At 63.1% G+C, this 23,474-nt stretch carries 15 protein-coding genes and 1 pseudogene; 6 read left to right on the forward strand and 10 right to left on the reverse strand.

Translation table 11 applies throughout. The features are described 5' to 3' along the window. Window positions 1–61: 61 nt before the first annotated feature. A complete protein-coding gene (trxC, locus tag J4D52_RS00325; RefSeq protein WP_007926827.1) occupies window positions 62–496 on the reverse strand; it encodes a thioredoxin TrxC in 435 nt (144 codons plus the stop codon). A 224-nt stretch (window positions 497–720) separates the two neighbouring features. Here trxC and J4D52_RS00330 point away from each other — a divergent pair, with 224 nt between their 5' ends. After that, window positions 721–1,017: a type II toxin-antitoxin system HigB family toxin gene (locus J4D52_RS00330; RefSeq protein ID WP_023970158.1), complete on the forward strand. Its 297-nt coding sequence runs from the start codon at window positions 721–723 to the stop codon at window positions 1,015–1,017. Next, window positions 1,014–1,415, forward strand: a complete 402-nt coding sequence (locus J4D52_RS00335) for a type II toxin-antitoxin system HigA family antitoxin (protein ID WP_063427932.1) — start codon at window positions 1,014–1,016, stop codon at window positions 1,413–1,415. The genes J4D52_RS00330 and J4D52_RS00335 overlap by 4 nt, the downstream gene beginning before the upstream one ends. Before the next feature lie 4 nt (window positions 1,416–1,419). On the opposite strand, the gene selO is transcribed toward J4D52_RS00335, so the two are convergent. The 5 genes and pseudogenes from selO to J4D52_RS30675 form a co-directional block, all read right to left on the reverse strand. Continuing rightward, window positions 1,420–2,883, reverse strand: a complete 1,464-nt coding sequence (gene selO / locus J4D52_RS00340) for a protein adenylyltransferase SelO (protein ID WP_102675925.1) — start codon at window positions 2,881–2,883, stop codon at window positions 1,420–1,422. A gap of 48 nt (window positions 2,884–2,931) precedes the next feature. Further along, on the reverse strand, window positions 2,932–6,279 hold the full coding sequence (gene mscK / locus J4D52_RS00345) for a mechanosensitive channel MscK (RefSeq protein ID WP_102675926.1): 3,348 nt from the start codon (window positions 6,277–6,279) through the stop codon (window positions 2,932–2,934). Window positions 6,280–6,314: 35 nt separating this feature from the next. Then, window positions 6,315–8,057, reverse strand: coding sequence for a potassium/proton antiporter (locus J4D52_RS00350; RefSeq protein WP_025808144.1), 1,743 nt, complete (start codon window positions 8,055–8,057; stop codon window positions 6,315–6,317). 208 nt (window positions 8,058–8,265) lie between these two features. Beyond that, window positions 8,266–9,138, reverse strand: coding sequence for a methyl-accepting chemotaxis protein (locus J4D52_RS30670; protein ID WP_371860262.1), 873 nt, complete (start codon window positions 9,136–9,138; stop codon window positions 8,266–8,268). After that, window positions 9,121–9,891, reverse strand: a pseudogene (locus J4D52_RS30675) (MCP four helix bundle domain-containing protein); the annotation flags it as partial. The pseudogene J4D52_RS30675 and the gene J4D52_RS30670, both read right to left, overlap by 18 nt. Window positions 9,892–10,172: 281 nt before the next feature. On the opposite strand from J4D52_RS30675, the gene J4D52_RS00360 reads away from it, so the two are divergent. Both J4D52_RS00360 and J4D52_RS00365 read left to right on the forward strand, forming a co-directional pair. After that, window positions 10,173–10,403: a hypothetical protein gene (locus J4D52_RS00360; RefSeq protein ID WP_007926810.1), complete on the forward strand. Its 231-nt coding sequence runs from the start codon at window positions 10,173–10,175 to the stop codon at window positions 10,401–10,403. Continuing rightward, window positions 10,400–10,702: a cell division protein ZapA gene (locus tag J4D52_RS00365; RefSeq protein ID WP_009041856.1), complete on the forward strand. Its 303-nt coding sequence runs from the start codon at window positions 10,400–10,402 to the stop codon at window positions 10,700–10,702. The genes J4D52_RS00360 and J4D52_RS00365 overlap by 4 nt, the downstream gene beginning before the upstream one ends. 101 nt (window positions 10,703–10,803) lie before the next feature. Here the strand turns inward: J4D52_RS00365 and J4D52_RS00370 are convergent, their stop codons facing one another. Continuing rightward, on the reverse strand, window positions 10,804–12,606 hold the full coding sequence (locus tag J4D52_RS00370; RefSeq protein ID WP_102675928.1) for an acyl-CoA dehydrogenase: 1,803 nt from the start codon (window positions 12,604–12,606) through the stop codon (window positions 10,804–10,806). Between the two features lie 289 nt (window positions 12,607–12,895). Beyond that, complete coding sequence (gene putA, locus J4D52_RS00375; RefSeq protein ID WP_102675929.1) at window positions 12,896–16,849, reverse strand: trifunctional transcriptional regulator/proline dehydrogenase/L-glutamate gamma-semialdehyde dehydrogenase; 3,954 nt, start codon at window positions 16,847–16,849, stop codon at window positions 12,896–12,898. 461 nt (window positions 16,850–17,310) lie between these two features. On the opposite strand from putA, the gene putP reads away from it, so the two are divergent. Together putP and J4D52_RS00385 are read left to right on the forward strand one after the other, a co-directional pair. Continuing rightward, a complete protein-coding gene (putP, locus tag J4D52_RS00380; protein ID WP_025808137.1) occupies window positions 17,311–18,795 on the forward strand; it encodes a sodium/proline symporter PutP in 1,485 nt (494 codons plus the stop codon). A 161-nt stretch (window positions 18,796–18,956) separates the two neighbouring features. Next, on the forward strand, window positions 18,957–19,793 hold the full coding sequence (locus tag J4D52_RS00385) for a 23S rRNA (adenine(2030)-N(6))-methyltransferase RlmJ (protein WP_053268078.1): 837 nt from the start codon (window positions 18,957–18,959) through the stop codon (window positions 19,791–19,793). Window positions 19,794–19,872: 79 nt separating this feature from the next. On the opposite strand, the gene msrA is transcribed toward J4D52_RS00385, so the two are convergent. Both msrA and J4D52_RS00395 read right to left on the reverse strand, forming a co-directional pair. Continuing rightward, the gene (msrA, locus tag J4D52_RS00390) at window positions 19,873–20,520 is read right to left on the reverse strand and encodes a peptide-methionine (S)-S-oxide reductase MsrA (RefSeq protein ID WP_007926804.1); all 648 of its coding nucleotides are present in this window, start codon (window positions 20,518–20,520) and stop codon (window positions 19,873–19,875) included. Between the two features lie 73 nt (window positions 20,521–20,593). Beyond that, window positions 20,594–23,287, reverse strand: coding sequence for a bifunctional diguanylate cyclase/phosphodiesterase (locus J4D52_RS00395; RefSeq protein WP_025808134.1), 2,694 nt, complete (start codon window positions 23,285–23,287; stop codon window positions 20,594–20,596). Window positions 23,288–23,474: the final 187 nt, after the last annotated feature.

Genomic DNA, 23,474 nt, shown 5'->3' on the forward strand with positions numbered 1-23,474 from the left:
GTCAGACCCTTATCGCGGGCAAGCCTCGCTCCCACGGTTCAAGGCGATTTCGAAATGGCGGTCAGATGCCCTGGCTGCGCAACCAGCTCATCAACTGCGGTAACGGGAAGGCGCCACTCTGGCGTGCCACTTCCCGTCCGTTCTTGAACAGAATCAGGCTCGGAATCGAGCGAATTCCCAACTGCGCCGACAATTGCTGATTGGCCTCGCTGTCGAGCTTGGCCAGCCGGCACTTGCCCGCCAATTGCGCGGCCGCCTGCTCGAACACCGGCGCGAAGGATTTGCACGGCCCGCACCAATCCGCCCAGACATCCACCAGCAACGGCAGGTCGCCCTTGATCTGGCTGGCGTAGTCGCCTTGTTTCAGTTCGAAAGGCTGGTTCAGCAACACCTGGCCTTTGCAGCGCCCGCATTTGGGCTGGTCGCCCAGGCGCTCGGCGGGGATGCGGTTCAAACCGTTGCAATGGGGGCAGGGGATCAGCAGTGGATCGGACATGAGGGGCTCCGGGATAAGTGGTCAATAGCCTCGATCTGGAGTCTGTGGGCTGGTTTATCAAGCTGTTGCATGTGCTCATACATCTTTGCGCGGCAACCCTCTGCTCGGTTCTAGGCTGGAGAGAGGCGATGCTCCGTGCCATTGGTCCGAGAACATTTATAGCAACTTGCGATAAGTTGCTTCACCCTCTAGGCTGCCATAGCAGTATGCGATAAGGACTTTGCATGCGTGTAATCACGGCTAAACGAATTTGGGATGCCAAGGAAAAATGGCCGCACTCGGCCAAGGCGCTGGATGACTGGTATCGCGCGCTTAAGCGCAATCGGCTTGCGGACTTTGCCGCGATGAAGGCGATGTTTCCGGCGGTGGACAAGGTCGGACCGCTGCATGTGTTCGATATCGGTGGCAACAAGATACGGCTGATTGCATTGGTCCGTTACACGACGCAAAAGCTCTATATCCGACATGTGTTGGACCACCGTGAATATGACCGGGGTAAGTGGAAGGAGGATCGAGGATGAGTGTGTTGATCGAACAAGTGGCCGAACACTGGCAGTTCGTTGCGCCGTTGCTGCGCAAGCCGAAAACCGAGGCGGACTACGACAGGTTGGTTCAGGCCCTTGACGAGTTGCTGGACCTGACAGGGGAAGACGAGGCTCATCCTCTCAACAGCCTGGTGGACATCATCGGGGACTGGATCGAAGCCTACGATCTTGAGCATCGCCCGATGCCTGTCGCCAGCGGAGTAGATGTGTTGCGCTACATGATGCGCGAACACGGCCTGACCCAGAGCGATTTGCCCGGTGTCGGTGCGCAGTCGGTGGTCTCGGAGATCCTGAGCGGCAAGCGTCAGCTCAACCTGCGGCAGATCCGCTGGCTGGCCGCACGTTTCAAGGTATCGATGGAAACCTTTACCTGACCCCTCAGGACGAACAACTGATTTCCAGGTGCTTGCCCCATTCGGGCGGTCGTTCGGCGTAGCTGTCCATGCCGGTCTGTTGTTCGAACGGCTTGCTCAGCACCGCGTGCAGGCGGCGCACCTCGGAGTAATCCCCTTGTTCGGCGGCATCGATAGCCTTCTGCGCCAGGTAATTGCGCAGGATGTACAGCGGATTGACTGCGTGCATACGCGCGCGGCGCTGTTCTTGAGTGTCGTCCTGCTCACGGGCGACCCGGGCCTTGTACAGATCGGCCCAGGCATCGAAGCCCTGGCGGTCGACGAAGTCGTCGCGCAGCCGGGCCACGGCCAGTTCCGCCGGCTCATCCCCCAGGCGGCGGAAGAACAGGCTGTAGTCCACGCCGCTGCCTTGCATCAATTGCAGCAGGCGCTCCACCAGCTTCTGATCCTCGTCTTCGGCGCTGGTCAGGCCGAGGCGGCGGCGCATCAGGTCCAGGTAATGGGCCTGGAACAGCGGCAGGAACAGACCGAGGGTTTCCCGCAGGGCCTCGACACTGATGAACGGCGTCAGCGCCTGGGCCAGGGCGCTGAGATTCCACTGGCCGATCGGCACCTGGTTGCTGAACGAGTAGCGCCCCTGGTCGTCGGAATGGTTGCAGATGAAATGCGCATCGAAGTCGTCGAGGAAGGCGAACGGCCCGAAGTCGAAGGTCACGCCGAGGATCGACATGTTGTCGGTGTTCATCACCCCGTGGCAGAAACCGTAGGCCTGCCATTTGGCGATCAGTTCGGCATTGCGCTCGACCACTTCGCGGAACATCGCCAGGTAGGGTTCCGGCTGCTCCAGGCACTCGGGAAAGTGCATGGCCAGCACGTGTTCGCCCAGCTGTTTCTGCTGCTCAGGGCGTTTGGTGTAATAGAAGTATTCGAAGTGGCCGAAGCGGATATGGCTGGGCGACATGCGCAGCAGCATCGCCGCGCGCTCCTGTTTCTCACGCCAGACCGGGGTGTCGGAGCCGATCACGCACAGCGCCCGGGTGGTCGGAATACCCAGGGCGTGCAGCGCCTCGGAGGCGAGGAATTCGCGGATCGACGAGCGCAGTACGGCGCGACCATCGCCCATGCGCGAGTAGGGGGTCTGGCCGGCACCCTTGAGGTGCAGGTCCCAATGTTCGCCGGCGGCGTTGTACACCTCGCCCAGCAGCAAGCCGCGGCCATCGCCCAACTGGGGGTTGTAGGAGCCGAACTGATGCCCGGAATAAACCATCGCTCGGGGCTCGGCTTCGGCCCACAGCTTGTGCCCGCCGAACAGCTCGGCGAACACGGGGCTTTCGGCGGCCTCGGGGGCCAGGTCCAGCAGCGCCATGGCCGCCGGGCTGACCACCACCAGGCGTGGATGGTCGATCGGCTCGGGCAGTACATGGGTTGAGAACGCATCGCCCAGGCGGGCGAAGCGATTGTCGAAGGTCAGTTCGTCGAGGGCTTTCAACGGCCATCTCCAGCAGAATGTCCGAGCATTCTGCTAGGGATAGCGCCCTTAGTCGAGCTTGCTGGAGGGCGGTTCCTGCAGAGGTTTGCCGTCGGGCAGCGGGACTATGGTCTTGGCCTCCGGCTCGATGGGCACCATCTTGTATTCCTGGCCATGGAGGTTCTTCAGGTAGACCTCCATCTGGCGGAACGAGATGTTGATGTGCTGCTTCTTGAACTCGCGGTTGATGAAGCGGTTGACCTCGTCGAGCACCGGGTTGCGGTCCCCCAGTTCGCGCACGTGCATGCGCAGTTCGTGGTCCAGAGTGCTTTCGCCGAAGTTGAGGAAGTACACGTGGGGCTCGGGTTCTTTCAGTACCCGCGGGTTATCGCGGGCGGCCTTGAGCAGCAGCTCCTTGACCAGGTCCAGGTCCGAGCCGTAGTCGACGCCGAGCTTGAGGGTCACCCGGGTGACGGTATCGGTCAGCGACCAGTTGATCAGTTGCCCGGTGATGAAGGTCTGGTTCGGGACGATGATGTCCTTGCGATCGAAGTCGGTGATGGTGGTGGCGCGGATGCGGATCTTGCTCACAGTGCCCGACAGGTTGCCGATGGTGATGGTGTCGCCGATGCGCACCGGCCGCTCGAATAGGATGATGATGCCGGAGATGAAGTTGGCGAAGATCGCCTGCATGCCGAAGCCCAGGCCTACCGACAGCGCAGCCACCAGCCACTGCAACTTGTCCCAGCTGACGCCGAGGGTCGACAGGGTCGAGACGAAACCGACGCCGGCAATCACATAGGACAGCAGCGTGGTGGTCGCGTAGGCGCTGCCCTGGGCCAGGTTTAGCCTGGACAGTACCAGCACCTCCAGCAGCCCCGGCAGGTTGCGCGCCAGGGCGAAGGTGATGCCGACGATGATCAGTGCGCCGAGCATGTCGCCGATGCTGATGGGCACCATGCTCATGTTGGCGCCGGCACCGCTGGTGTATTCGTAGAGGGTGATGTTGTCCAGGTAGGAGAACACGCTGATCAGGTCCGACCAGACCCAGTACAGCCCGGCCATGAAACCACCGAGCAGGGCCAGGCGGATCAGGCGCAGGGACTGTTCGTTGACCTTCTCGATGTCCAGGGTCGGCTCTTCGACCACCACTTCGCCGTCGCCGCTTTCCTTGGCGGCCTGGCGTTTGGCCAGGGCTCGCTGGTAGGCCAGGCGCCGGGCGGCGACGCCCAGTCCGCGGACGAAAGTGGCTTCGATCACCAGCCAGAACATCAGCAGGTACAGGGTATTGATCAGGCGGTCGCTGAGCTTCAGCGCGGTGTAGTAGTAGCCGAAGCACACGGCGATGAACAAGGCGATCGGCAGCGCAGTGAACAGCACCGCCACCGCCTTGCGGAACAGTGAGGCGTTCTGGTGCGTCGGGCTGCTCAGCAGGCGGCTGAGCAACCAGGCCATCAGGGCGTAGCAGGCCAGGACCACGACGATACCGAGTACGTCATCGGCCAGCGCCGCCGGTTGGTGTTCGGCCACGGCGACCACGGCCACCAGGGCCATGACCACCAGCCCTAGGCGACGGACCCAGCCCTGTAGGAATTCGACCTGGGGCTTTTCCCAGCGGAAATGCAGTTCCGCCACGCCGCCGGGGGCGAGGATCCGGTAGGCGGTATAGAACACCAGCCAGGCCTGGGCCATCTGCAACAGTGCCGCGCCGAGGTTGGCGTTCTGCCCGCGGGCGTCGATCTGCAAGGCCAGGCCGCACAGCGCCAGGCCAAGGGAGACCGGCATCGCCAGCAGGATGTTGACCAGGATCGCCTGCGGCGTGTGCCATTGGCTGTCGCGCTTGAAGTGACCGATGTCCTTGTGCACCTTGTTCAGGCGCAGGTACAGGTTCTTGCGCCGCCACAGCAGGGCCGCGATCAGCAACAGCAAGGGCAGGAACAGCAGCGGCCGTTGCGCCAGGCCGTCGGCCAGCTCGCTCAGGCTGGACGACCAGGGCAGGGTGGTGACCTGTTTGGCCAGGCGCAGCGGCACCGCTTGCAGCCATTCGCCGTCCAGCGGCTTGTTGCTGGGAATCCAGAACATCTGCTCATCAAGGGTCGCGCGCAGGCTTTGCGAGGTGCTCAGCAGTTGCTTCTGATTGAGCTGCAGGGTGATGGACTCGTTGAGCAGCGCGCTCAGCTCGCGGCTCAGGCGTTCCAGCAGGTCGGCGCGGGTGATGGCCAGGTCCAGCAGGGTCTTGCGCAGTTGCGGGGTGACTTGCTCGGACGGCTGGGTGGCCAGCAGGTTGTCGACGTAACTGCTGGGGCTGCTGATCAGCTCGCGCTGCTGGTTGATCTCGAACTGGTACAGGCGGATGTCGGCGATCTGGTCGGCCAGGTCGCGATCGAGCCGCAAGTGCGGCAGCGCCTGCTTCTGTTTATAGAGAATCTTCGACAGCAGCAGGCTGCCCTTGAGCACGCCGATCTGCTCGTCCAGCGCGGCATCGCTCTGGGTCACGCTGTCGAGTTGCTGCTTGGTCTGCAGGTTCTGCTGGGTCAGCTCGTTGAGGCGGTCGGTGCTTTTGAGCAGGTAGTCGGAGAGCTTCAGGTTGGCCGCGCTTTCGGTGGCCAGGAGGCTGCTGCTGCCAGCCTTTTGCGCTTCGATCGATTGCTGGGTGACGGTTTCCTGGGACTGGGCCAGGCGCTTCTGGTTGATCAGGGTCTGCAGGTCCTGGATTTCCTGCTCCAGGCGCGCGGTCTTTTCCATCAGCAGGTCGTGCTGGCTGTTGCCCAGGTCCTGCAGCTGGCTGTTGCCGGCCAGTTCCTGGCGGCGCAGCGGGATCAGCGCGTTGATCGCCGCCAGTTCGGCGTTGAGCTGATTGCGCTGGTCGGCGTTGATCGGTTTGCCGGCGTCCTTGCCGTTCTTGAGGATCGTGTTGATCTGCTGGGTGCGGGTCTGGCTGCTGCTGATCTCGGCCTGGGCGCGCTCGGGGCGGGTCTGCGCGGTAATCGCCAGGCTATTGGCCTCGGCCAGGGCTTTCTGCATGTCACCCTGCTGGGTGGTGCGCTCGGTCAGCAGTTGTTCGAGCTGCGACACCGGCAGGTTGGCGTAGCGCTGGGCCACCGGCACCACCTTGGTCGCCTTCAGGCGGGTCAGCTCGCGCTGGTTCTCGCTGGTCTGGCGCGGTGCATTGCTCAGCTGCTGCTTGAGATCGTTCAGGCGCTGCTCGTAATCCTGCTTGTTCGACAGCTGGGTCAGGGTCTGTTGCAGCACCGCTTGCAGGGCCTTTTGATCGGCCTCCGGCAATTTGCGCTCGGCGATTTTATCCAGGCTCTGCTGGACGGACTCGGCACTGGGCGGCTCGGCCGCTTGCAGTGGGCCGACAGAAAGGCTCAGGCCCAGCAGGGCAATGGCGAAAAAGGTACGCAGGGTTGGCATAGAGACCGGTCAAGCTGGATGAGAAGTTAGGCAGTTTAGAGGAAGAGCCCGGGGCCCGGGCGACTTCCTTCGGGGAATCTGACGCCCACTTTGCTGATCTTGTTCCCCTCCATCACGGCAACGGTCCAGATGGTGTTGTTCCATTCCACCTGGTCGCCGACCACCGGAGCGCCCCCCACTTTCTGGGTGATGAAGCGGCTCAGCGGCATGTCCGGATCGAGCCCTTCGAGCTTCAGCCCGTACAGCGCCGAAACCGCGCCCAGCTGGGCGTCGCCTTCGAGAACGAAGTCGCCGAAGAAGCGCAGATCGAGGCCCCGTTGCGGTGCCTGGCTGAAGAGTTTTCCGAGGGCCGGCAGGTTGTGTTCATGGCCGATGACGCAGAGCAAATCATCGGCTTCCAGCACCGTACTACCCGACGGATGGAGCAGTTGATGGTGACGAAACAGGGCGGCGATACGAGTGCCTTCGGGCATTTTCAGCTCGCGCAACGCTGCGCCGATGCACCATTTTTCCGCGCCGAGGCGGTAGACGAACAGCTCCCATTCGCTGGTGACATGCACTTCCAGGGCGGCGCGGGAGATTGGCGCCGGCTCCGGTGGCACCGTGACTTTCAGCAGCTTGGCGACCCACGGCAGGCTGGTGCCTTGCACCAGCAGGGACACCAGCACGATAAAGAAGGCCAGGTTGAAGTACAGCTGGGCCTCGGGCAGCCCGGCCATCAGCGGGAACACCGCGAGAATGATCGGGACCGCACCGCGCAGGCCGACCCAGGAAATAAAGGCTTTCTCGCGCCCGTGGAAGGCCTTGAACGGCAACAGGCCGACCATTACCGACAGCGGACGGGCGAACAGGATCATCCACAGCGCCAGGCCCAGCGCCGGCAGGGCGATGGGCAGCAGGTCGTGGGGCGTGACCAGCAGGCCGAGTACCAGGAACATGCCGATCTGCGACAGCCAGGCCATGCCGTCGAGCATGTGCAGGATGCCGTGCCGGCTGCGCACCGGGCGGTTGCCGATCACCAGGCCGCACAGGTACACCGCGAGGAAGCCGCTGCCATGCAGGGCGTTGGTCAGGGCGAAGACCACCAGGCCGCCGGCGATCACCAGGATCGGGTACAGGCCGGTGGCCAGGTTGATGCGGTTCACCAGTTGCAGCATCAGCCAGCCGCCGCCCAGGCCGACCAGGCCGCCGATGCCGAACTCGCGCAGCAGATGCCCCAGCAGGCTCCAGTGCAGGCCGGTCTGGCCGCTGGCGAGCATGTCGATCAGGGTCACGGTGAGGAACACCGCCATCGGGTCGTTACTGCCCGACTCGATCTCCAGGCTGGCGGTGACCCGTTCGTTCAGGCCCTTGCCGCCCAGCAGCGAGAACACCGCCGCGGCGTCGGTGGAGCCGACGATGGCGCCGATCAGCAGGCCCTGGATCAGGTTCAGGTCGAACAGCCAGGCGGCCGCCATGCCGGTCAGGCCGGTGGTGATCATCACGCCGACGGTGGCCAGCGACAAGGCGGGCCACAAAGCCACGCGGAAGCTCGAGACCCGGGTGCGCAGGCCGCCGTCGAGAAGGATCACCGCGAGCGCGAGGTTGCCCACCAGGTAGGCGGTCGGGTAGTTGTTGAAAATGATGCCGCCGCCGTCGACGCCAGCGGCCATGCCCACGGCCAGGATGATCACCAGAATCGGGATACCGAGGCGGGACGAAAGGGAACTTACAAGAATGCTCGCACCTACCAGCAACGCGCCGATCAAGAACAGGCTGTTGATGGTCGTTGCATTCAAAGGCTGTACTCCAGAAACGGAAAGGCGGGCACAAACTGACCATGCAGTCTGCGTGCCAGCGATTCTAACCTGTTGAAATACGATGCTGTCAAAAAGCTTTTGCGCCTGTTTACAGGCGGCGAAAAAACGTCGCCTGGCGCCGACCGCTGACGGACTTCATGGCGATCCGTAGCGGCTGGCGTCGGCGGCGATCGGAGCTGTTGGCGGACTACAGCGTGAACCGCGCCACCATGCTGTTCAGGTCCACGGCCAGGCGTGACAGCTCGTGGCTGGCGTCGCTGGTCTGGTTGGCGCCGGTGGCCGATTGCACCGACAGGTCGCGGATGTTCACCAGGTTGCGATCCACTTCACGGGCTACCAGGGCCTGTTCCTCGGCGGCGCTGGCGATGACCAGGTTGCGCTCGTTGATCTCGTTGACCGCGGTGTTGATGGTGTCCAGGGCACCACCGGCACCACGGGCGATGCTCAGGGTCGAGTCGGCGCGCTCGGTGCTGGTGCGCATCGACTCGACGGCGTGTTCGGTGCCGCTCTGGATGCTGCCGATCATGCGTTCGATTTCGCTGGTGGACTGTTGGGTGCGGTAGGCCAGGGCGCGCACTTCGTCGGCGACCACGGCGAAACCGCGCCCTGCATCGCCGGCCCGGGCGGCTTCTATCGCGGCGTTCAAGGCCAGCAGGTTGGTCTGGTCGGCCAGGCCGCGGATCACGTCCAGCACCTTGCCGATGTCCCGCGACTCCTCGGCCAGCTCGCTGATCCTGTTGGCCGAGCTCTGCACTTCGCTGCTCATGAGCTCTATGGCGCTGACGGTTTCCTGCACCAGGTTGCGGCCTTCGCTGGCCGATTGGGTGGCGTCGTTCGAGGCCTCGGCGGTACTCACGGCGTTGCGCGCGACTTCCTCGACGGCGCAGGTCATTTCGTTCACGGCGGTGGCCGCCTGTTCGATTTCGTTGTTCTGCTGGGTCAGGCCGCGGGCGCTTTCGTCGGTGACGCTGTTCAGCTCTTCCGCGGCCGAGGCCAGCTGGCTGGCGGAGCCGGAAATATGCAGCAGGGTCTGGCGCAGTTTTTCCTGCATGGTCGCCATGGCCTGCAACAGGCGCCCGGGTTCGTCGCGCCCGTTGACCTGGATGCTTTGGGTGAGGTCGCCTTCGGCGATGTGTTCCGCGGCATGCAAGGCGTTGGCGATGGGCTGGGTAATGCTGCGGGTCAGCAACCAGGCAAACACCACTGTCAGAGTGGTGGACAGGACCAGCAGGGCGACCACCAGGTTGAACGCCGAAGCGTATTCCTCGGCGGCTTGTTCGTTGGCGTCATGGGAGCGCTGGCTGTTGATCTGCACCAGCTGGTTCAGAACCTTGTTGATCTGCTGCGAGTTCTTCATCAGCTCGTTGTTCAGCATCTCTTGCAGTTCACCCAGCTGATTGTTGCGCGACAGCTCTTTGATGCGCTCCTCGAGCTTGCGGTATTCGGCCAGCAGCTTGAGGTAGTGGTCGTAGGCCTCGCTCTCCTCCGGGCTGCTGACCAGCTTTTCATAGGTGGTGCGGATCTTTTCGATCTGCTGGTTGCCCAGCTCCAGCGACTCGCGGGTCTTGGCCTGCACCTCGGGACCGCGGTTGATCACCAGGCGATAGGACAGTACCTGCAGCCGCAGCATCTGCTGGGTGAACTCGTCGATGCTCTGGATGCTGGGCATGTTGTCGGTGGAAATGGTGACGGTCGCCGCGCGAATCTTGCTCATCTGGTTCAGGGCGAAAATGCCCAGGAACAGCATCAGGCAGCCGATGAATGCAAAGCCGAGAAATGCCCTCGGTGCGATGTTCATGTTGCGAAGAGACATGGGGATCTACCTCGAGAATGCGCAATCCATGCCGCGGTGGTTGATAGGGCTCACCTGACCTATCGCGCGGAAAAATGGATTCTTGAAGCGGGGGCGAGAGTTTCAGAAAGATCTGATGAGCGACGAAGTGTCAGGAACCAGATGGGGGAATGACAGTCTTTAAAGTTCGCAGGCAAGGTCACCCGCCAGGCAAATCAAGGCGTTGCGCCGGGATAACCCTGGCATCCAGGGTGACTTTTCTTTATCGTACGCGCCCTTTGAAAAAAGCTCGGAACATCAAAATGTTGGAAGCATCCCTAAGCCAATTGGAACAGCTTGTCAGTGACCTGGTGCAACAGAACCAGGAGCTGTCGGGCACGAACGAAACCCTCAAGGCAGAACTGGCCCAGGCCAAGGATGAGAACGAAAGTCTGCAACTGAGCCTGATGGAACAGGAAGAGAAGCAAGGCGCTACCGCGGCCCGTATCCAGGCCCTGGTCGAGCGCGTCAGCGCCGGTCCTGTCAGCGCATGAGGCAGGGTGCCGACGGGGTAAAAGTCGTCTCGATTCTCGGTGAGGACTATTCGATCAAGGCGCCGGCCGGGGAAGAGCAGACCCTGCTGGATGCCGCGTTGATGCTGAAGGCCACCCTGGCCGAGACCAAGAAGAAATACCCGACGCTGATCGGTGACCGCTTGCTGGTGCTGGCGGCGATGAACCTGTGCTCCCAGCAGCTGGAAATGCAAAAGCGTCATCAGCAGGAGCTCGACCGTTACCAAGAGCAAGTCAGCGCCACGGTCGAAGTGATCTCCAAGACCATCAGCCAGAACTGATGGATTTACCCACAACCTGCAACGCCGTTGCGGTTGTGTCGGACTGATTGTTTTCGCGAGCAGCCGAGCGGCGCTCGATTGCTCGCGATGCTTTTAGCGCTTCAGAACCACTCGTCCTGCATGCTCAGGCAGGTATCGTCCCGCGCTTCCAGCAAGTCCAGTTCGTGATGACAGGCCGGCACTTCCCAGGTCAGGAAGTAACGCGCCGCCTGCAGCTTGCCCTTGTAGAAACCCACATCCGCCGCGTTGCCCCTGGCCAGGCCCTCCTGTGCGCGAATCGCCTGTTCCAGCCAGCGCCAACCGATCACCGTATGACCGAAGGCTTTCAGGTACAGCGCCGAGTTGGCCAGGCTGCTGTTGACCTTGCCCTGGGCCAGGTCGGTGAGCAGGCCGATGGTCACGCCTTGCAGGCGCGCCACCAGTTTTTCCAGCGGTTGGCGCAGTGCTGTCAGGGCATCGTGGGCCTGGGCCCGCTCGCTGGTGTCGGCGATCAGGCGAATCAGTTGCTTGAGGCCGGCACCGCCGTTCTGCGCCAGCTTGCGCCCCAGCAGGTCCAGGGACTGGATTCCGTGGGTGCCTTCATGGATCGGGTTCAGGCGATTGTCGCGGTAATACTGTTCCACCGGGTATTCACGGGTGTAGCCGTGGCCGCCGAGGATCTGGATCGCCAGTTCGTTGGCCTTCAGGCAGAACTCCGAGGGCCAGGATTTGACGATGGGCGTCAGCAGGTCCAGCAGTTCGTGGGCCTGTTTGCGCTCATCCTCGGTGGCCAGGGTGGTGGTGTCGTCGAACAGACGCGCAGCGTACAGGCCCAGGTCGAAGGCGCCTTCGACATAGGCCTTCTGGGTCAGCAGCATGCGCTTGACGTCGGCGTGCTGGACGATCGACACCGGCGCGGTAGTCGGGTCCTTGCTGTCCGGCAGGCGGCCTTGCGGGCGTTCGCGGGCGTATTCCAGGGAGTACAGGTAGCCGGCGTAACCGAGCATCACCGCGCCCATGCCGACGCCGATCCGCGCCTCGTTCATCATCTGGAACATGTAGCTCAGGCCGTGGTGCGGCTTGCCCACCAGATAGCCGACACACTCCCCGTTATCGCCGAAGTTCAGCGCCGTGGAGGTGGTGCCGCGCCAGCCCATCTTGTGGAACAGCCCGGCCAGCAGCACGTCGTTGCGCGGGCCCAGGCTGCCGTCGTCGTTGACCAGGAACTTGGGCACGATAAACAGTGAAATGCCCTTCACCCCGGCCGGCGCGTCCGGCAGCTTGGCCAGCACCATGTGCACGATGTTCTCCGACAGCGGGTGATCGCCGCCGGAGATGAAGATCTTGTTGCCCTTGAGCCGATAGGTGCCGTCCGCCGCCGGTTCGGCGCGGGTGCGGATATCCGACAGCGACGAGCCGGCATGGGGCTCGGTCAGGGCCATGGTGCCGAAGAAGCGCCCGTCGATCATCGGTTGCAGGAAGCGCTGCTTCTGCTCGGCGGTGCCGAAGCTTTCGATCAGGTTGGCCGCGCCCATGGTCAGGAAGGGGTAGGAAGTGGAGGCCGCGTTGGCCGCCTGGAAGTGAGCGAAGCAGGCCTGGGACAACAGCGTCGGCAACTGCATGCCGCCCGCCTCGAAGCTGCGCGCGGCGTTGAGGAAACCGGCTTCGAGAAAGGCGTCGACCGCGGGTTTCACTTCCGGAATCAGGACCGCCTTGCCGTCTTCATAACGTGGCTCGTTTTCATCGCCCTTGCGGTTGTGCGGGGCGAAGAACTTCTCCGCAATGCTGCGCGCGGTGCCAAGGGCGGCGTCGAAGGTTTCCCGGTTGTGCTCGGCGAACCGCTCACGCTGGGTCAGGCCCTCGGCATCGAGGACTTCATACAGCTCGAAAGCCAGATTGCGGGAACTGAGCAACGTCTCGGACATGGCGGCCTACCTGTTTTATAGGGAATGAATCGAGTCTAGGCGGGTGAATAAACCCTGGATAGCAAGATTGATGAGGGTGATAAAGGTGCCAAATGGGAGGCCAGGCTGTGTCCGTTACAACGCCATCGCGGGCAAGTCGGATCGCCGCCCGCCCGCTCGCTCCTACAGAAGCTGTGTTGTTCTGTAGGAGCGAGGCTTGCCCGCGATAGCGATCTGTCAGGCGCAGAAAAACTCCGGACAAAAAAAGGGCGCCGGTAAAGGCGCCCTTTTATGCAGCTGACTAGCGGCCTCAGCCGATGGTCATCAGACTGGCGTTACCACCGGCCGCCGCGGTGTTGACGCTCAAGGCGCGTTCGATCACCAGGCGTTCCAGGGCAATCGCGGTTTCGCCTTGCGACAGGCCATGAACCCCGACGATGGCGCCGGCACGCTTGGCCACTTGCTGGCAGACCGCGCGCAGCTGGTCGGAGTGGCCGTGATGCAGGACCGCATCGAATACCACTTCGTCCTTGGTCCAGTCAGCCACGCGCTGGATGCGCGCTTGCACTTCCTTCGGCAGCCGGGCGTAGAGCGCCTTGCCCGGCTCGCCTTCCGGCCATACCGCCGAACCACCCACGGCCAGGACGGCAGCCAGTTGGCTCAGCAGGTCGCCTTCGACTTCCGCCAGGCACAGCACGTGCTCGCGCGGCAGGATGGCGTAGCTGTTGCGTTCGCCGGTCGGGCCGGCCAGGACGCGGGTGACACCGCTCTGCGACTGCGCCGCGAACTGCGCGCACAGGGCGCCGAGGTCCGCCAGCTTGTTGCTGTCGGCCCAGGCTTGCAGGGCGCTCAGCGGCTTGCTCATGGCATCGCGCAGGCGCACGTCCGGTGCGTTCAGGGCGTCGCCACGGGCGAACGACTGCTCGATGGCGTCGGTCGGACGGGTCGACAGCAGGCGGTACAGGTACAGCGGGCCACCGGCTTTCGGACCGGTACCCGACAGGCCTTCGCCGCCGAACGGCTGCACGCCGACCACGGCACCGACGATGTTGCGGTTGACGTAGACGTTACCGGCGTTGACGTTGTCGATCACCTTGGCGATGGTCTCGTCGATGCGGGTGTGCACGCCCAGGGTCAGGCCGTAGCCGGAAGCGTTGATCTGCGCGATCAACTGGTCGATGTCCTTGCGCTTGTAGCGCACCACGTGCAGCACTGGACCGAAGATTTCCCGTTGCAGCTCGTCGAAGCTTTCCAGCTCGATCAGGGTCGGCATCACGAAGGTGCCGCGCTTGATTTCTTCGCCCTCGGCGATCGCCACCTGATACACGCTGCGGCCTTTGTCGCGCATTGTCTGGATGTGTTTCTCGATGCCGGCCTTGGCTTCGGCGTCGATCACCGGGCCGATGTCCACGGACAGGCGCTCGGGGTTGCCCAGGCGGCTTTCTGCCATGGCGCCCTTGAGCATTTCGATCACGCGGTCGGCGGAGTCTTCCTGCAGGCACAGTACGCGCAGGGCCGAGCAACGCTGGCCGGCACTGTCGAAGGCCGAGGAAACGACGTCGATCACCACTTGTTCGGTCAGGGCCGAGGAGTCGACGATCATCGCGTTCTGGCCACCGGTTTCGGCGATCAGCGGGATTGGTCGGCCCTGGGCGTCCAGGCGGCCGGCGATGTTGCGTTGCAGCAGGCGCGCGACCTCGGTGGAGCCGGTGAACATCACGCCTTTGACCCGATCGTCGCCCACCAGGCGGGCACCGACGGTTTCGCCACGGCCCGGCAGCAGTTGCAGTACGCCTTCCGGAATGCCGGCTTCGAGCATCAGGCGCACGGCTTGCGCGGCGACCAGCGGCGTCTGTTCGGCCGGCTTGGCCAGTACCGGGTTACCGGCGGCCAAGGCGGCGGCCACCTGGCCACTGAAGATGGCCAGCGGGAAGTTCCACGGGCTGATGCAGACCACCGGGCCCAGCGGGCGGTGAGCGTCGTTGCTGAAATCGTTGCGTGCCTGCACCGCGTAGTAGCGCAGGAAATCCACGGCTTCACGCACTTCGGCGATGGCGTTGGCGAAGGTCTTGCCGGCTTCGCGGGCCAGCAGGCCCATCAGCGGCTGGATCTCGCCTTCCATCAGGTCGGCGGCGCGTTCGAGGATCGCGGCGCGCTCGGCCGGCGGCGTGGCCTGCCAGATCGGCGCGGCGTTCAGCGCGCACTGGATGGCGTTGTCGACGTCTTCGACCGTGGCTTCCTGGACATGGCCGACCACGTCGCGGTGATCGGATGGGTTCAAGACCTGCGCCGGGGTTTCGCTGCTGGAAGCGCAACCGAGCATCGGCGCGGCTTTCCAGTGGTTGTGGGCGGTGGCCAGCAGGGCACAGGACAGCGACGCCAGGCGGTGTTCGTTGGCCATGTCGATGCCGGCGGAGTTGGCGCGCTCGCTGCCGTACAGGTCGCGCGGCAATGGAATGCGCGGGTGCGGCAGGCCGAAGCCACCTTCCAGGGTCGCCATCTGCTCGATCTGGCTGACCGGGTCGGCCACCAGTTCCTGGATGGAGATCGACTGGTCGGCGATGCGGTTGACGAACGAGGTGTTGGCGCCGTTTTCCAGCAGGCGGCGTACCAGGTAGGCCAGCAGGGTTTCGTGGGTGCCGACCGGTGCGTACACGCGGCACGGACGGTTCAGCTTGCCGTCGGCGACCTTGCCGACAACCTGTTCGTACAGCGGTTCGCCCATGCCGTGCAGGCACTGGAACTCGTACTGGCCCGGGTAATAGTTCTGACCGGCGATGTGGTAGATGGCCGACAGGGTGTGGGCGTTGTGGGTGGCGAACTGCGGGTAGATGACTTCCGGTACCGACAGCAGCTTGCGGGCGCAGGCGATATAGGAAACGTCGGTGTACACCTTGCGGGTATAGACCGGATAGCCTTCCAGGCCTTCGACCTGGGCGCGCTTGATCTCGCTGTCCCAGTAGGCGCCTTTCACCAGGCGGATCATCAGGCGGTGACGGCTGCGGCGCGCCAGGTCGATCACGTAGTCGATCACGTACGGGCAGCGCTTCTGGTAGGCCTGGATCACAAAGCCAATACCGTTCCAGCCGGTCAGTTGCGGCTCGAAGCACAGGCGCTCGAGCAGATCCAGCGACAGCTCCAGGCGGTCGGCTTCTTCGGCGTCGATGTTCAGGCCGATGTCGTATTGCTTGGCCAGCAGGGTCAGCGACAGCAGGCGCGGGTACAGCTCGTCCATCACGCGCTCGTACTGGGCGCGGCTGTAGCGCGGGTGCAGGGCCGAGAGCTTGATCGAGATGCCCGGGCCTTCATAGATGCCGCGACCGTGGGAAGCCTTGCCGATCGAGTGGATGGCCTGCTCGTAGGACGCCAGGTATTTCTGCGCGTCGTGCTCGGTCAGTGCCGCTTCGCCGAGCATGTCGTAGGAGTAACGGAAGCCCTTGGCTTCGAACTTGCTGGCGTTGGCCAGGGCTTCGGCGATGGTTTCGCCGGTGACGAACTGCTCGCCCATCAGGCGCATGGCCATGTCGACGCCCTTGCGGATCATCGGCTCGCCGCTCTTGCCGATGATGCGGCTCAGGGACGAGGTCAGGCCGGCCTCATTGTGCGTAGACACAAGCTTGCCGGTAAGCAGCAGACCCCACGTGGCGGCGTTGACGAACAGCGACGGGCTGTTGCCCAGGTGCGGCTGCCAGTTGCCGGTGCTGATCTTGTCGCGGATCAGCGCGTCACGGGTGCCTTTGTCCGGAATCCGCAGCAGGGCTTCGGCCAGGCACATCAGGGCCACGCCTTCCTGGGACGACAGGGAGAACTCCTGCAGCAGGCCCTGGACGATACCGGCACGGCCGCCGGCGCTCTTCTGGTTGCGCAGTTTTTCGGCGATGGTCGCGGCCAGCTTGTTGGTGGCTTCGGCCATGGTGGCCGGCAGGCGCGCCTGCTCCAGCAGCATTGGTACCACTTCCGGTTCCGGACGACGGTAAGCGGCAGTGATCGAAGCGCGCAGCACCGATTGCGGCAGGATGCTTTCGGCGAATTCGAGGAAGCACTGGTGGGCGTGGTCGCTTTGCACTTCGCCGGCGTCATCGCCGTCGGTGCGGGTCGAACCGCTCAGCTCGGTCAGGGTTGCACCACCCTCGAGTTTTTCCAGGTAATTGAAAATTGCCTGCTTGATCAGCCAGTGCGGCGTGCGATCGATCGAGGTCGCGGCGGCCTTCAGGCGTTCGCGGGTCGGGTCGTCGAGTTTGACCCCAAGGGTGGTGGTAGCCATATTTTTATCCTCATGTTTACCACGGTTGCGTGGCATCAGCTGGCGGCAAGATTAGCCGCGCGCCGAAAGAGGTGCAACCGGGTGCAACCTGTTTTTTATCGGAATAATTGGCAGTTCATCAGGAATTAATTTCCGGTCCCGGGGCGGCGCTTCTGCTTGGTGCTTTTAATTCGGTTGCGATGGGTTTTTGCTCCAAAAAGGAGCAAAAACAGGGCGTTCGCCGGAAAAATCGCTTAGGTGCAACTTATTCTCACGAAACAGGTTGCACCTTCTTTGAGTTGTTGAATAGCATTCGCGCCCAAGGTGCAACCGGTCCTCGCGACCGGTTCATCGGCTGATGGCTTTCCTGGGGAAACATCAGTCATAAATGCGCGGAGTACCAAGTCGTCTCTCAAACGTAGCCGTTTGATAGCGGTGGTGCTGACCGCCGCTACATAAAAACAAAGCCAGGGCGTAACTCAATGAGTGCAAGCAATCCAACCTTGATCACGTTCGTGATCTACATCGCAGCTATGGTGCTGATCGGCTTCATGGCCTATCGCTCGACCAACAACCTCTCTGACTACATCCTCGGTGGCCGCAGCCTGGGTAGCGTGGTGACCGCGCTTTCCGCCGGTGCTTCCGACATGAGTGGCTGGTTGTTGATGGGCCTGCCGGGCGCCATCTACATGTCCGGCCTGTCCGAGAGCTGGATCGCCATCGGCCTGATCGTCGGTGCCTACCTGAACTGGCTGTTCGTCGCCGGTCGTCTGCGAGTACAAACCGAACACAACGGCGATGCATTGACGCTGCCGGACTACTTCTCCAGCCGCTTCGAGGACAAGAGCGGGCTGCTGCGGATCATCTCCGCGATCGTGATCCTGGTGTTCTTCACCATTTACTGCGCTTCCGGCATCGTCGCCGGTGCCCGTCTGTTCGAAAGCACCTTCGGCATGCCCTACGAGACCGCGCTGTGGGCCGGTGCCGCGGCGACCATCGCCTACACCTTCGTCGGTGGTTTCCTGGCAGTGAGCTGGACCGACACCGTGCAAGCCACCCTGATGATCTTCGCCCTGCTGCTGACACCGATCATCGTGCTGCTGGCCACCGGTGGCGTCGACACCACCTTCCTGGCGATCGAAGCCCAGGACCCAAGCAACTTCGACATGCTGAAAAACACCACCTTCATCGGCATCATCTCGCTGATGGGCTGGGGCCTGGGCTACTTCGGCCAACCGCACATCCTGGCGCGCTTCATGGCCGCGGACTCGGTCAAGTCGATCGCCAACGCCCGCCGCATCTCCATGACCTGGATGATCCTGTGCCTGGGCGGCACCGTGGCCGTGGGCTTCTTCGGTATCGCCTACTTCTCGGCGCACCCGGAAGTGGCCGGTCCCGTGACCGAGAACCACGAGCGGGTGTTCATCGAACTGGCGAAGATCCTCTTCAACCCTTGGCTGGCCGGTGTGCTGCTGTCGGCCATCCTGGCGGCAGTGATGAGTACTTTGAGCTGCCAACTGCTGGTGTGCTCCAGTGCCCTGACCGAGGACTTCTACAAGGCCTTCCTGCGTAAACATGCTTCCCAGTTGGAACTGGTGTGGGTCGGTCGTGCCATGGTTCTGGTGGTCGCCCTGGTCGCTATCGCCATGGCCGCCAACCCGGAAAACCGCGTACTGGGCCTGGTCAGCTACGCCTGGGCCGGTTTCGGTGCGGCCTTCGGCCCTGTGGTGCTGATCTCGGTACTGTGGAAAGGCATGACCCGCGACGGCGCGCTGGCCGGCATCATCGTCGGTGCCGTGACCGTGATCCTGTGGAAGCACTTCAACCTGCTGGGCCTGTACGAAATCATCCCGGGCTTCATCTTCGCCAGCGTGGCCATCCTGCTGGTGAGCAAGATGAGCGCACCGAGCGCTGGCATGGTCCAGCGTTTCGAAGCGGCCGAGAAAGACTTCAAGCTCAACCACTGATCGGGAGCCGCTGAGGCGGCGCCCTTGCAGTGACTCGAAAAGCCCGCATTCCCTGGGATGCGGGCTTTTTTTGTGGGCGCGTTTGCGCCATGGACGTTCCTGACGCGACCTGACGCCGGCCGTGGCACAGGGTAAACTTCGCCCCCTGCGCAGGAGCAACCATGAACTATCGTCACGCCTTCCACGCCGGCAACCACGCCGACGTCTTCAAACACCTGACCCTGACCCGCCTCATCGCCCTGATGTCGCGCAAGGAGCAGCCGTTCGCCTACCTCGACAGCCATGCCGGCATCGGCCTGTACGACCTCCAGGGCGATCAGGCCAACCGTACCGGCGAGTACCTGGAAGGCATCGCGCGCCTGTGGGGCGAGCAGGACCTGCCAGCGCTGACCGCCGACTACATGGCGGTGCTGCACAAGATGAACCCCGATGGCGAGCTGCGTTATTACCCGGGTTCGCCCGAGCTGGCGCGGCGCCTGACCCGCCCCCAGGACCGGGTGCTGCTCAACGAAAAGCACCCGGAAGACGGGTTGCTGCTCAAGGACAACATGAAGGGCGATCGCCGGGTGGCGGTCCACCTGGGCGAGGGCTGGCATGTGGCGCGGGCGCTGTTGCCGGTGGCCGAGAAGCGCGCGGTGATGCTGATCGACCCTCCGTTCGAACAGCTCGACGAGATGCAGCGTTGCGCCGCGTCGCTGAAAGAAGCCATCGGCCGGATGCGCCAGACCGTGGCGGCCATCTGGTACCCGGTCAAGGATCAGCGGGCGCTACGCCGCTTCTACCAGGACCTGGCCGGTACCGGCGCGCCGAAGCTTTTGCGTGTGGAGTTGCTGGTGCATCCGCTGGACACTCCCAACAGCCTGAACGGCTCGGGCCTGGCGATTGCCAACCCGCCGTGGGGGCTGGAAGAGGAGTTGCGCGAGCTGCTGCCGTGGCTGGCGCAGAAACTGGGCCAGACCCAGGGCGGCTGGCAGATGGATTGGCTGATCGCTGAGTAGCAGGGGCTAGCTACAAGCGGCAAGCCGCAAGCTGAAGCGGGACCGCTTGCAGCTTGCCGCTAGAGGCTTACAGCTGTTTTCAGATCGGGCAGGTCACGCCGGTGCCGCCGATCCCGCAGTAGCCTTCCGGGTTCTTCGCCAGGTACTGCTGGTGGTAGGCCTCGGCATAGTAGAAGGTCGGGGCTTCTTCGATTTCCGTGGTGATGGCGCCCAGCCCGGCCTTGGTCAGCTCGGCCTGGAACACTTTTTCGCTGGCCTTGGCCTGCTCCAGTTGGGTCGGGTTGGTGGCATAGATCACCGAGCGGTACTGGGTGCCGATGTCGTTGCCCTGGCGCATGCCCTGGGTCGGGTTATGCAGTTCCCAGAACATCGCCAGCAGTTCCTGGTAGCTGACTTTCTCCGGCTCGTAGACCACCAGCACCACTTCGCTATGGCCGGTCAGGCCCGAGCAGACTTCTTCGTAGGTCGGGTTCGGGGTAAAGCCGCCGGCGTAGCCCACCGACGTGCTGAACACGCCCTCGCGCTGCCAGAACTTGCGTTCCGCACCCCAGAAACAACCCAGGCCGAAGATGGCGAATTCCACGTTGCCCGGGAATGGGCCCAGCAGCGGGTTGCCGTTGACGAAGTGTTCGGCTGGCACGGTCATCGGGGTTTCGCGGCCAGGCAGAGCTTGTTCTTTGGTAGGTAGCACGTTTTTGTTCACCAGAATTTCCGAGCGCAGAACCATGATCAGTCCTCTCAGTCAGGGTGGGATTGAGTAATTAACCAGACTTGCAGTTTGCCCGAGTGTTACAGCGCTGTCAGGCGATTGGGCCACGCGGATAGCGTTTGAGCTTGTCGATCAGCTCCGAGCCGGGGATCGGCCGGTCGAACAGGTAGCCCTGGCCGACATCGCAGCGGTGGCGGCGCAGGAAGGACAACTGCTCCGCAGTTTCGATGCCCTCGGCCACCACCTGGATTTTCAGGTTGTGGGCCATGGCGATCACCGCTGAAGTGATTTCCATGTCGTCCTGGTTGGCGGGGATTTCATGGATGAAGCTGCGATCGATCTTGATGATGTCGATCGGGAATTTTTTCAGGTAGCTCAGCGACGAATAGCCGGTGCCGAAGTCGTCCATGGCCAGGGTCAGACCAAGCTTTTTCAGCTGGTCGAGTTGCTGGTGGGTGTCTTCGGTGGCCTCCAGCAGCAGGCCCTCCGTCAGCTCAAGCTCCAGCAGCGAAGCGGGCAGCTGTTCTTCCTTGAGGATGTTGGCGATGGAGGCCACCAGGTCCGGGTCGGAGAACTGCTTGGGCGACAGGTTGATCGCCACCTGCAAGTTGCCCAGGCCGGCGGCGGTCAGCCGCTTGCTCATGCGACAGGCCTGGCGTGCGATCCATTTGCCGATCGGGATGATCAGGCCCGTCTCTTCGGCGACGCTGATGAACTGGTCCGGGCGGATCATGCCCTTTTCCGGATGGTTCCAGCGCAGCAGCGCCTCCATGCCCAGCAGGCGTCCGCTGCGCAGGCACAGCTTGGGCTGGTAGAACACGTCCAGCTCGTTCTGGGTCAGGGCGCGACGCAGGTTGTTTTCTACGAACAGCTTGTAGCTGGCTTCGGCGTTCAAGGCTTCGGTAAACACCTGCACCTGATGCTTGCCGTTGGCCTTGGCCTTGTGCAGCGCCAGGCCGGCGTTGCGCATCAGGGTCTGCGGGTCGCGGCCGTGCAGCGGCGCACAGGCCAGGCCCACGGAGCCGGTGACGCTGATGAGCTGGTTATCGACGAACATCGGCTTGTCGAGGGTCATCAGCAGTTGGCTGGCGATCTGTTGGCCGGCTTCCAGGTCGGTGTCGTCCAGCAGCACGGCGAACTCGTTACTGGCGAAGCGCGCCAGGCTGCCGCTCGGGCTCAGGCTGTTGCGCAGGCGCCGGGCCAGGCTGATCAGCAGTTTGTCGCCGGTCTGGTGGCCGAGGCTGTCGTTGATCCGCTTGAAGTTGTCGATGTCCACCAGCAGCAGGCTGATGGGGCTGTCGCTGTCGCGAGCGAAGCGTTCGTCGAGGTTGCGGATGAAGGCCGGACGGTTGCCCAGGTTGGTCAGGTTGTCGGTGTAGGCCAGGCGCTCGATGCGCTGCTGGGCGAGCTTGGTCTGGGTGATGTCTTCGTAGATGCCGATGTAGTGGGTCAGTTCGCGGTTGTCGCCATAGACCTTGGAGATCGACAGCTGGCCCCAGTACGGCTCCAGGTTCTTGCGCCGGCTCTTGAACTCGCCTTGCCAGCTGTTGCTCTTGGCCAGGCTGGAGGGCGCGTCGAACAGCAGTTCGCTGAGGTTCTCCAGCGCCGGCAGTTCCGCCAGCCGATGGCCGTGGACTTCCTCGGTGCTGTACTGGGTGATCGCGGTGAAACTCGGGTTGACGTATTCCACCACGCCGTCGCAGTTGACCAGCAGAAAGGCGTTGGCGCTTTGCTCGACCGCCCGCTGGAACAGGTGCAGGGCGCTGGTGGCGGTACGGCGGTTGTGGTTGTTGATGACCTGGGCAAACTGGTCCGCCAACTCGCCGGCAAAGGCGATTTCATCGGATTGCCAGGCGCGGGTATTGCCCACTTGCTCCAGGCACAGCACGCCGACCACCTGGCCGTCGATGCGAATGCTGGCGTCGAGCATGGCGTTGATATTGCGCGGGCGCAGGCTTTCGGCCATTTCCCGGGTGCGCGGGTCGCGCATGGCGTTGTGCGCATCGATGGCCCGGCTGGTGTGCAGGGCTTCGAGGTAGTCGGGGAAATCGCTGGCGTCGATCGCCTCCGGCAGGATGTATTCCTGCAGGTCGCGGTGATAGGCGCAGATCGGCACCAGCAACTGGTCTTCCAAGTTCCAGATGCTGGCACAGTCGATTTCGTAGATGTCGCAGGCGCTGCGGGTAATCAGCTCCGCGGCTTCCAGCAGGGGGTTGTTGGTGCTGTAGCGCTGGCGGGCCAGGAGCAGGATCAGGTCTTGCTGGGCGCGCACCCGTTCGAGGTGCTGGAGTTGTTCCTGCTGGGCACGCTGGTTGAGTTCCAGGGCGATTTGCAGGCGGCTGTTCTGGGTTTCCAGGTCGGGCGCGGAGAGCGGTTGATCGTCGCTGAGCAGACCGTCGACCACCAGGAAATAGCCACGCAACAGGTGTCGATTGTGCTGTTTGTAGGCTTCGCCGAGCTCCAGCAGACTGAGTGAGCCCTTGGCGGTGTGCAGGGTGTAGCGAATCAGGTAATGCGGGCTGTGGGTCAGTTGCTGCTGGATCGCATCGTGCAACTGATAGCGGGCTTCCGGTTCCATCAGGCTGGCATAGGGCGAGCCGACCAGGGCACAGAGCTCGACGGCGGGCAGGCCGAATTGGCGTTCACAGTTCGGGTCGAGAAACAGCAGGGCCCAGCTCGCTTCATTCAGCCGTTCGAAACGCAGCATGCCGAGCCGCGAGGGCACGGGCAACTGCGTCACTACCTCGGCCACCATACGGCTGGCGGCATCGGGTTGGCTTTTCATGGGGAAACTCGCTTGGTAAATGCTGATCGCGCCGGGCTCGCGCCCTCTTTACTGTTGCCTGCGGCAAGGTTGCATCATGCGGCACTGACTGACAAGTGAGATGAAGGCTAAGTGCTATAAGAATCTATCGGCAGAACGAGAGATTTCTGAAAACTAATATTTCCTGGTGTTTTACCGGGCTTTGGCT

Origin of the sequence: Pseudomonas sp. GW460-12-10-14-TSB1 (genome assembly GCF_017349775.1) — a bacterium.
GTDB classification, from domain to species: domain Bacteria; phylum Pseudomonadota; class Gammaproteobacteria; order Pseudomonadales; family Pseudomonadaceae; genus Aquipseudomonas; species Aquipseudomonas piscium.

Excerpts from the sequence above, each read along its gene's own strand:
- J4D52_RS00360 (WP_007926810.1), top strand. The coding sequence starts at position 10,173 with ATGTTGGAAGCATCCCTAAGCCAATTGGAACAGCTTGTCAGTGACCTG.
- mscK (WP_102675926.1), bottom strand. The coding sequence starts at position 6,279 with ATGCCAACCCTGCGTACCTTTTTCGCCATTGCCCTGCTGGGCCTGAGC.
- J4D52_RS30670 (WP_371860262.1), bottom strand. The coding sequence starts at position 9,138 with ATGGCGACCATGCAGGAAAAACTGCGCCAGACCCTGCTGCATATTTCC.
- J4D52_RS00395 (WP_025808134.1), bottom strand. The coding sequence starts at position 23,287 with ATGAAAAGCCAACCCGATGCCGCCAGCCGTATGGTGGCCGAGGTAGTG.
- trxC (WP_007926827.1), bottom strand. The coding sequence starts at position 496 with ATGTCCGATCCACTGCTGATCCCCTGCCCCCATTGCAACGGTTTGAAC.
- J4D52_RS00335 (WP_063427932.1), top strand. The coding sequence starts at position 1,014 with ATGAGTGTGTTGATCGAACAAGTGGCCGAACACTGGCAGTTCGTTGCG.
- J4D52_RS00370 (WP_102675928.1), bottom strand. The coding sequence starts at position 12,606 with ATGTCCGAGACGTTGCTCAGTTCCCGCAATCTGGCTTTCGAGCTGTAT.
- J4D52_RS00385 (WP_053268078.1), top strand. The coding sequence starts at position 18,957 with ATGAACTATCGTCACGCCTTCCACGCCGGCAACCACGCCGACGTCTTC.
- J4D52_RS00365 (WP_009041856.1), top strand. The coding sequence starts at position 10,400 with ATGAGGCAGGGTGCCGACGGGGTAAAAGTCGTCTCGATTCTCGGTGAG.
- putA (WP_102675929.1), bottom strand. The coding sequence starts at position 16,849 with ATGGCTACCACCACCCTTGGGGTCAAACTCGACGACCCGACCCGCGAA.
- J4D52_RS00330 (WP_023970158.1), top strand. The coding sequence starts at position 721 with ATGCGTGTAATCACGGCTAAACGAATTTGGGATGCCAAGGAAAAATGG.
- msrA (WP_007926804.1), bottom strand. The coding sequence starts at position 20,520 with ATGGTTCTGCGCTCGGAAATTCTGGTGAACAAAAACGTGCTACCTACC.
- putP (WP_025808137.1), top strand. The coding sequence starts at position 17,311 with ATGAGTGCAAGCAATCCAACCTTGATCACGTTCGTGATCTACATCGCA.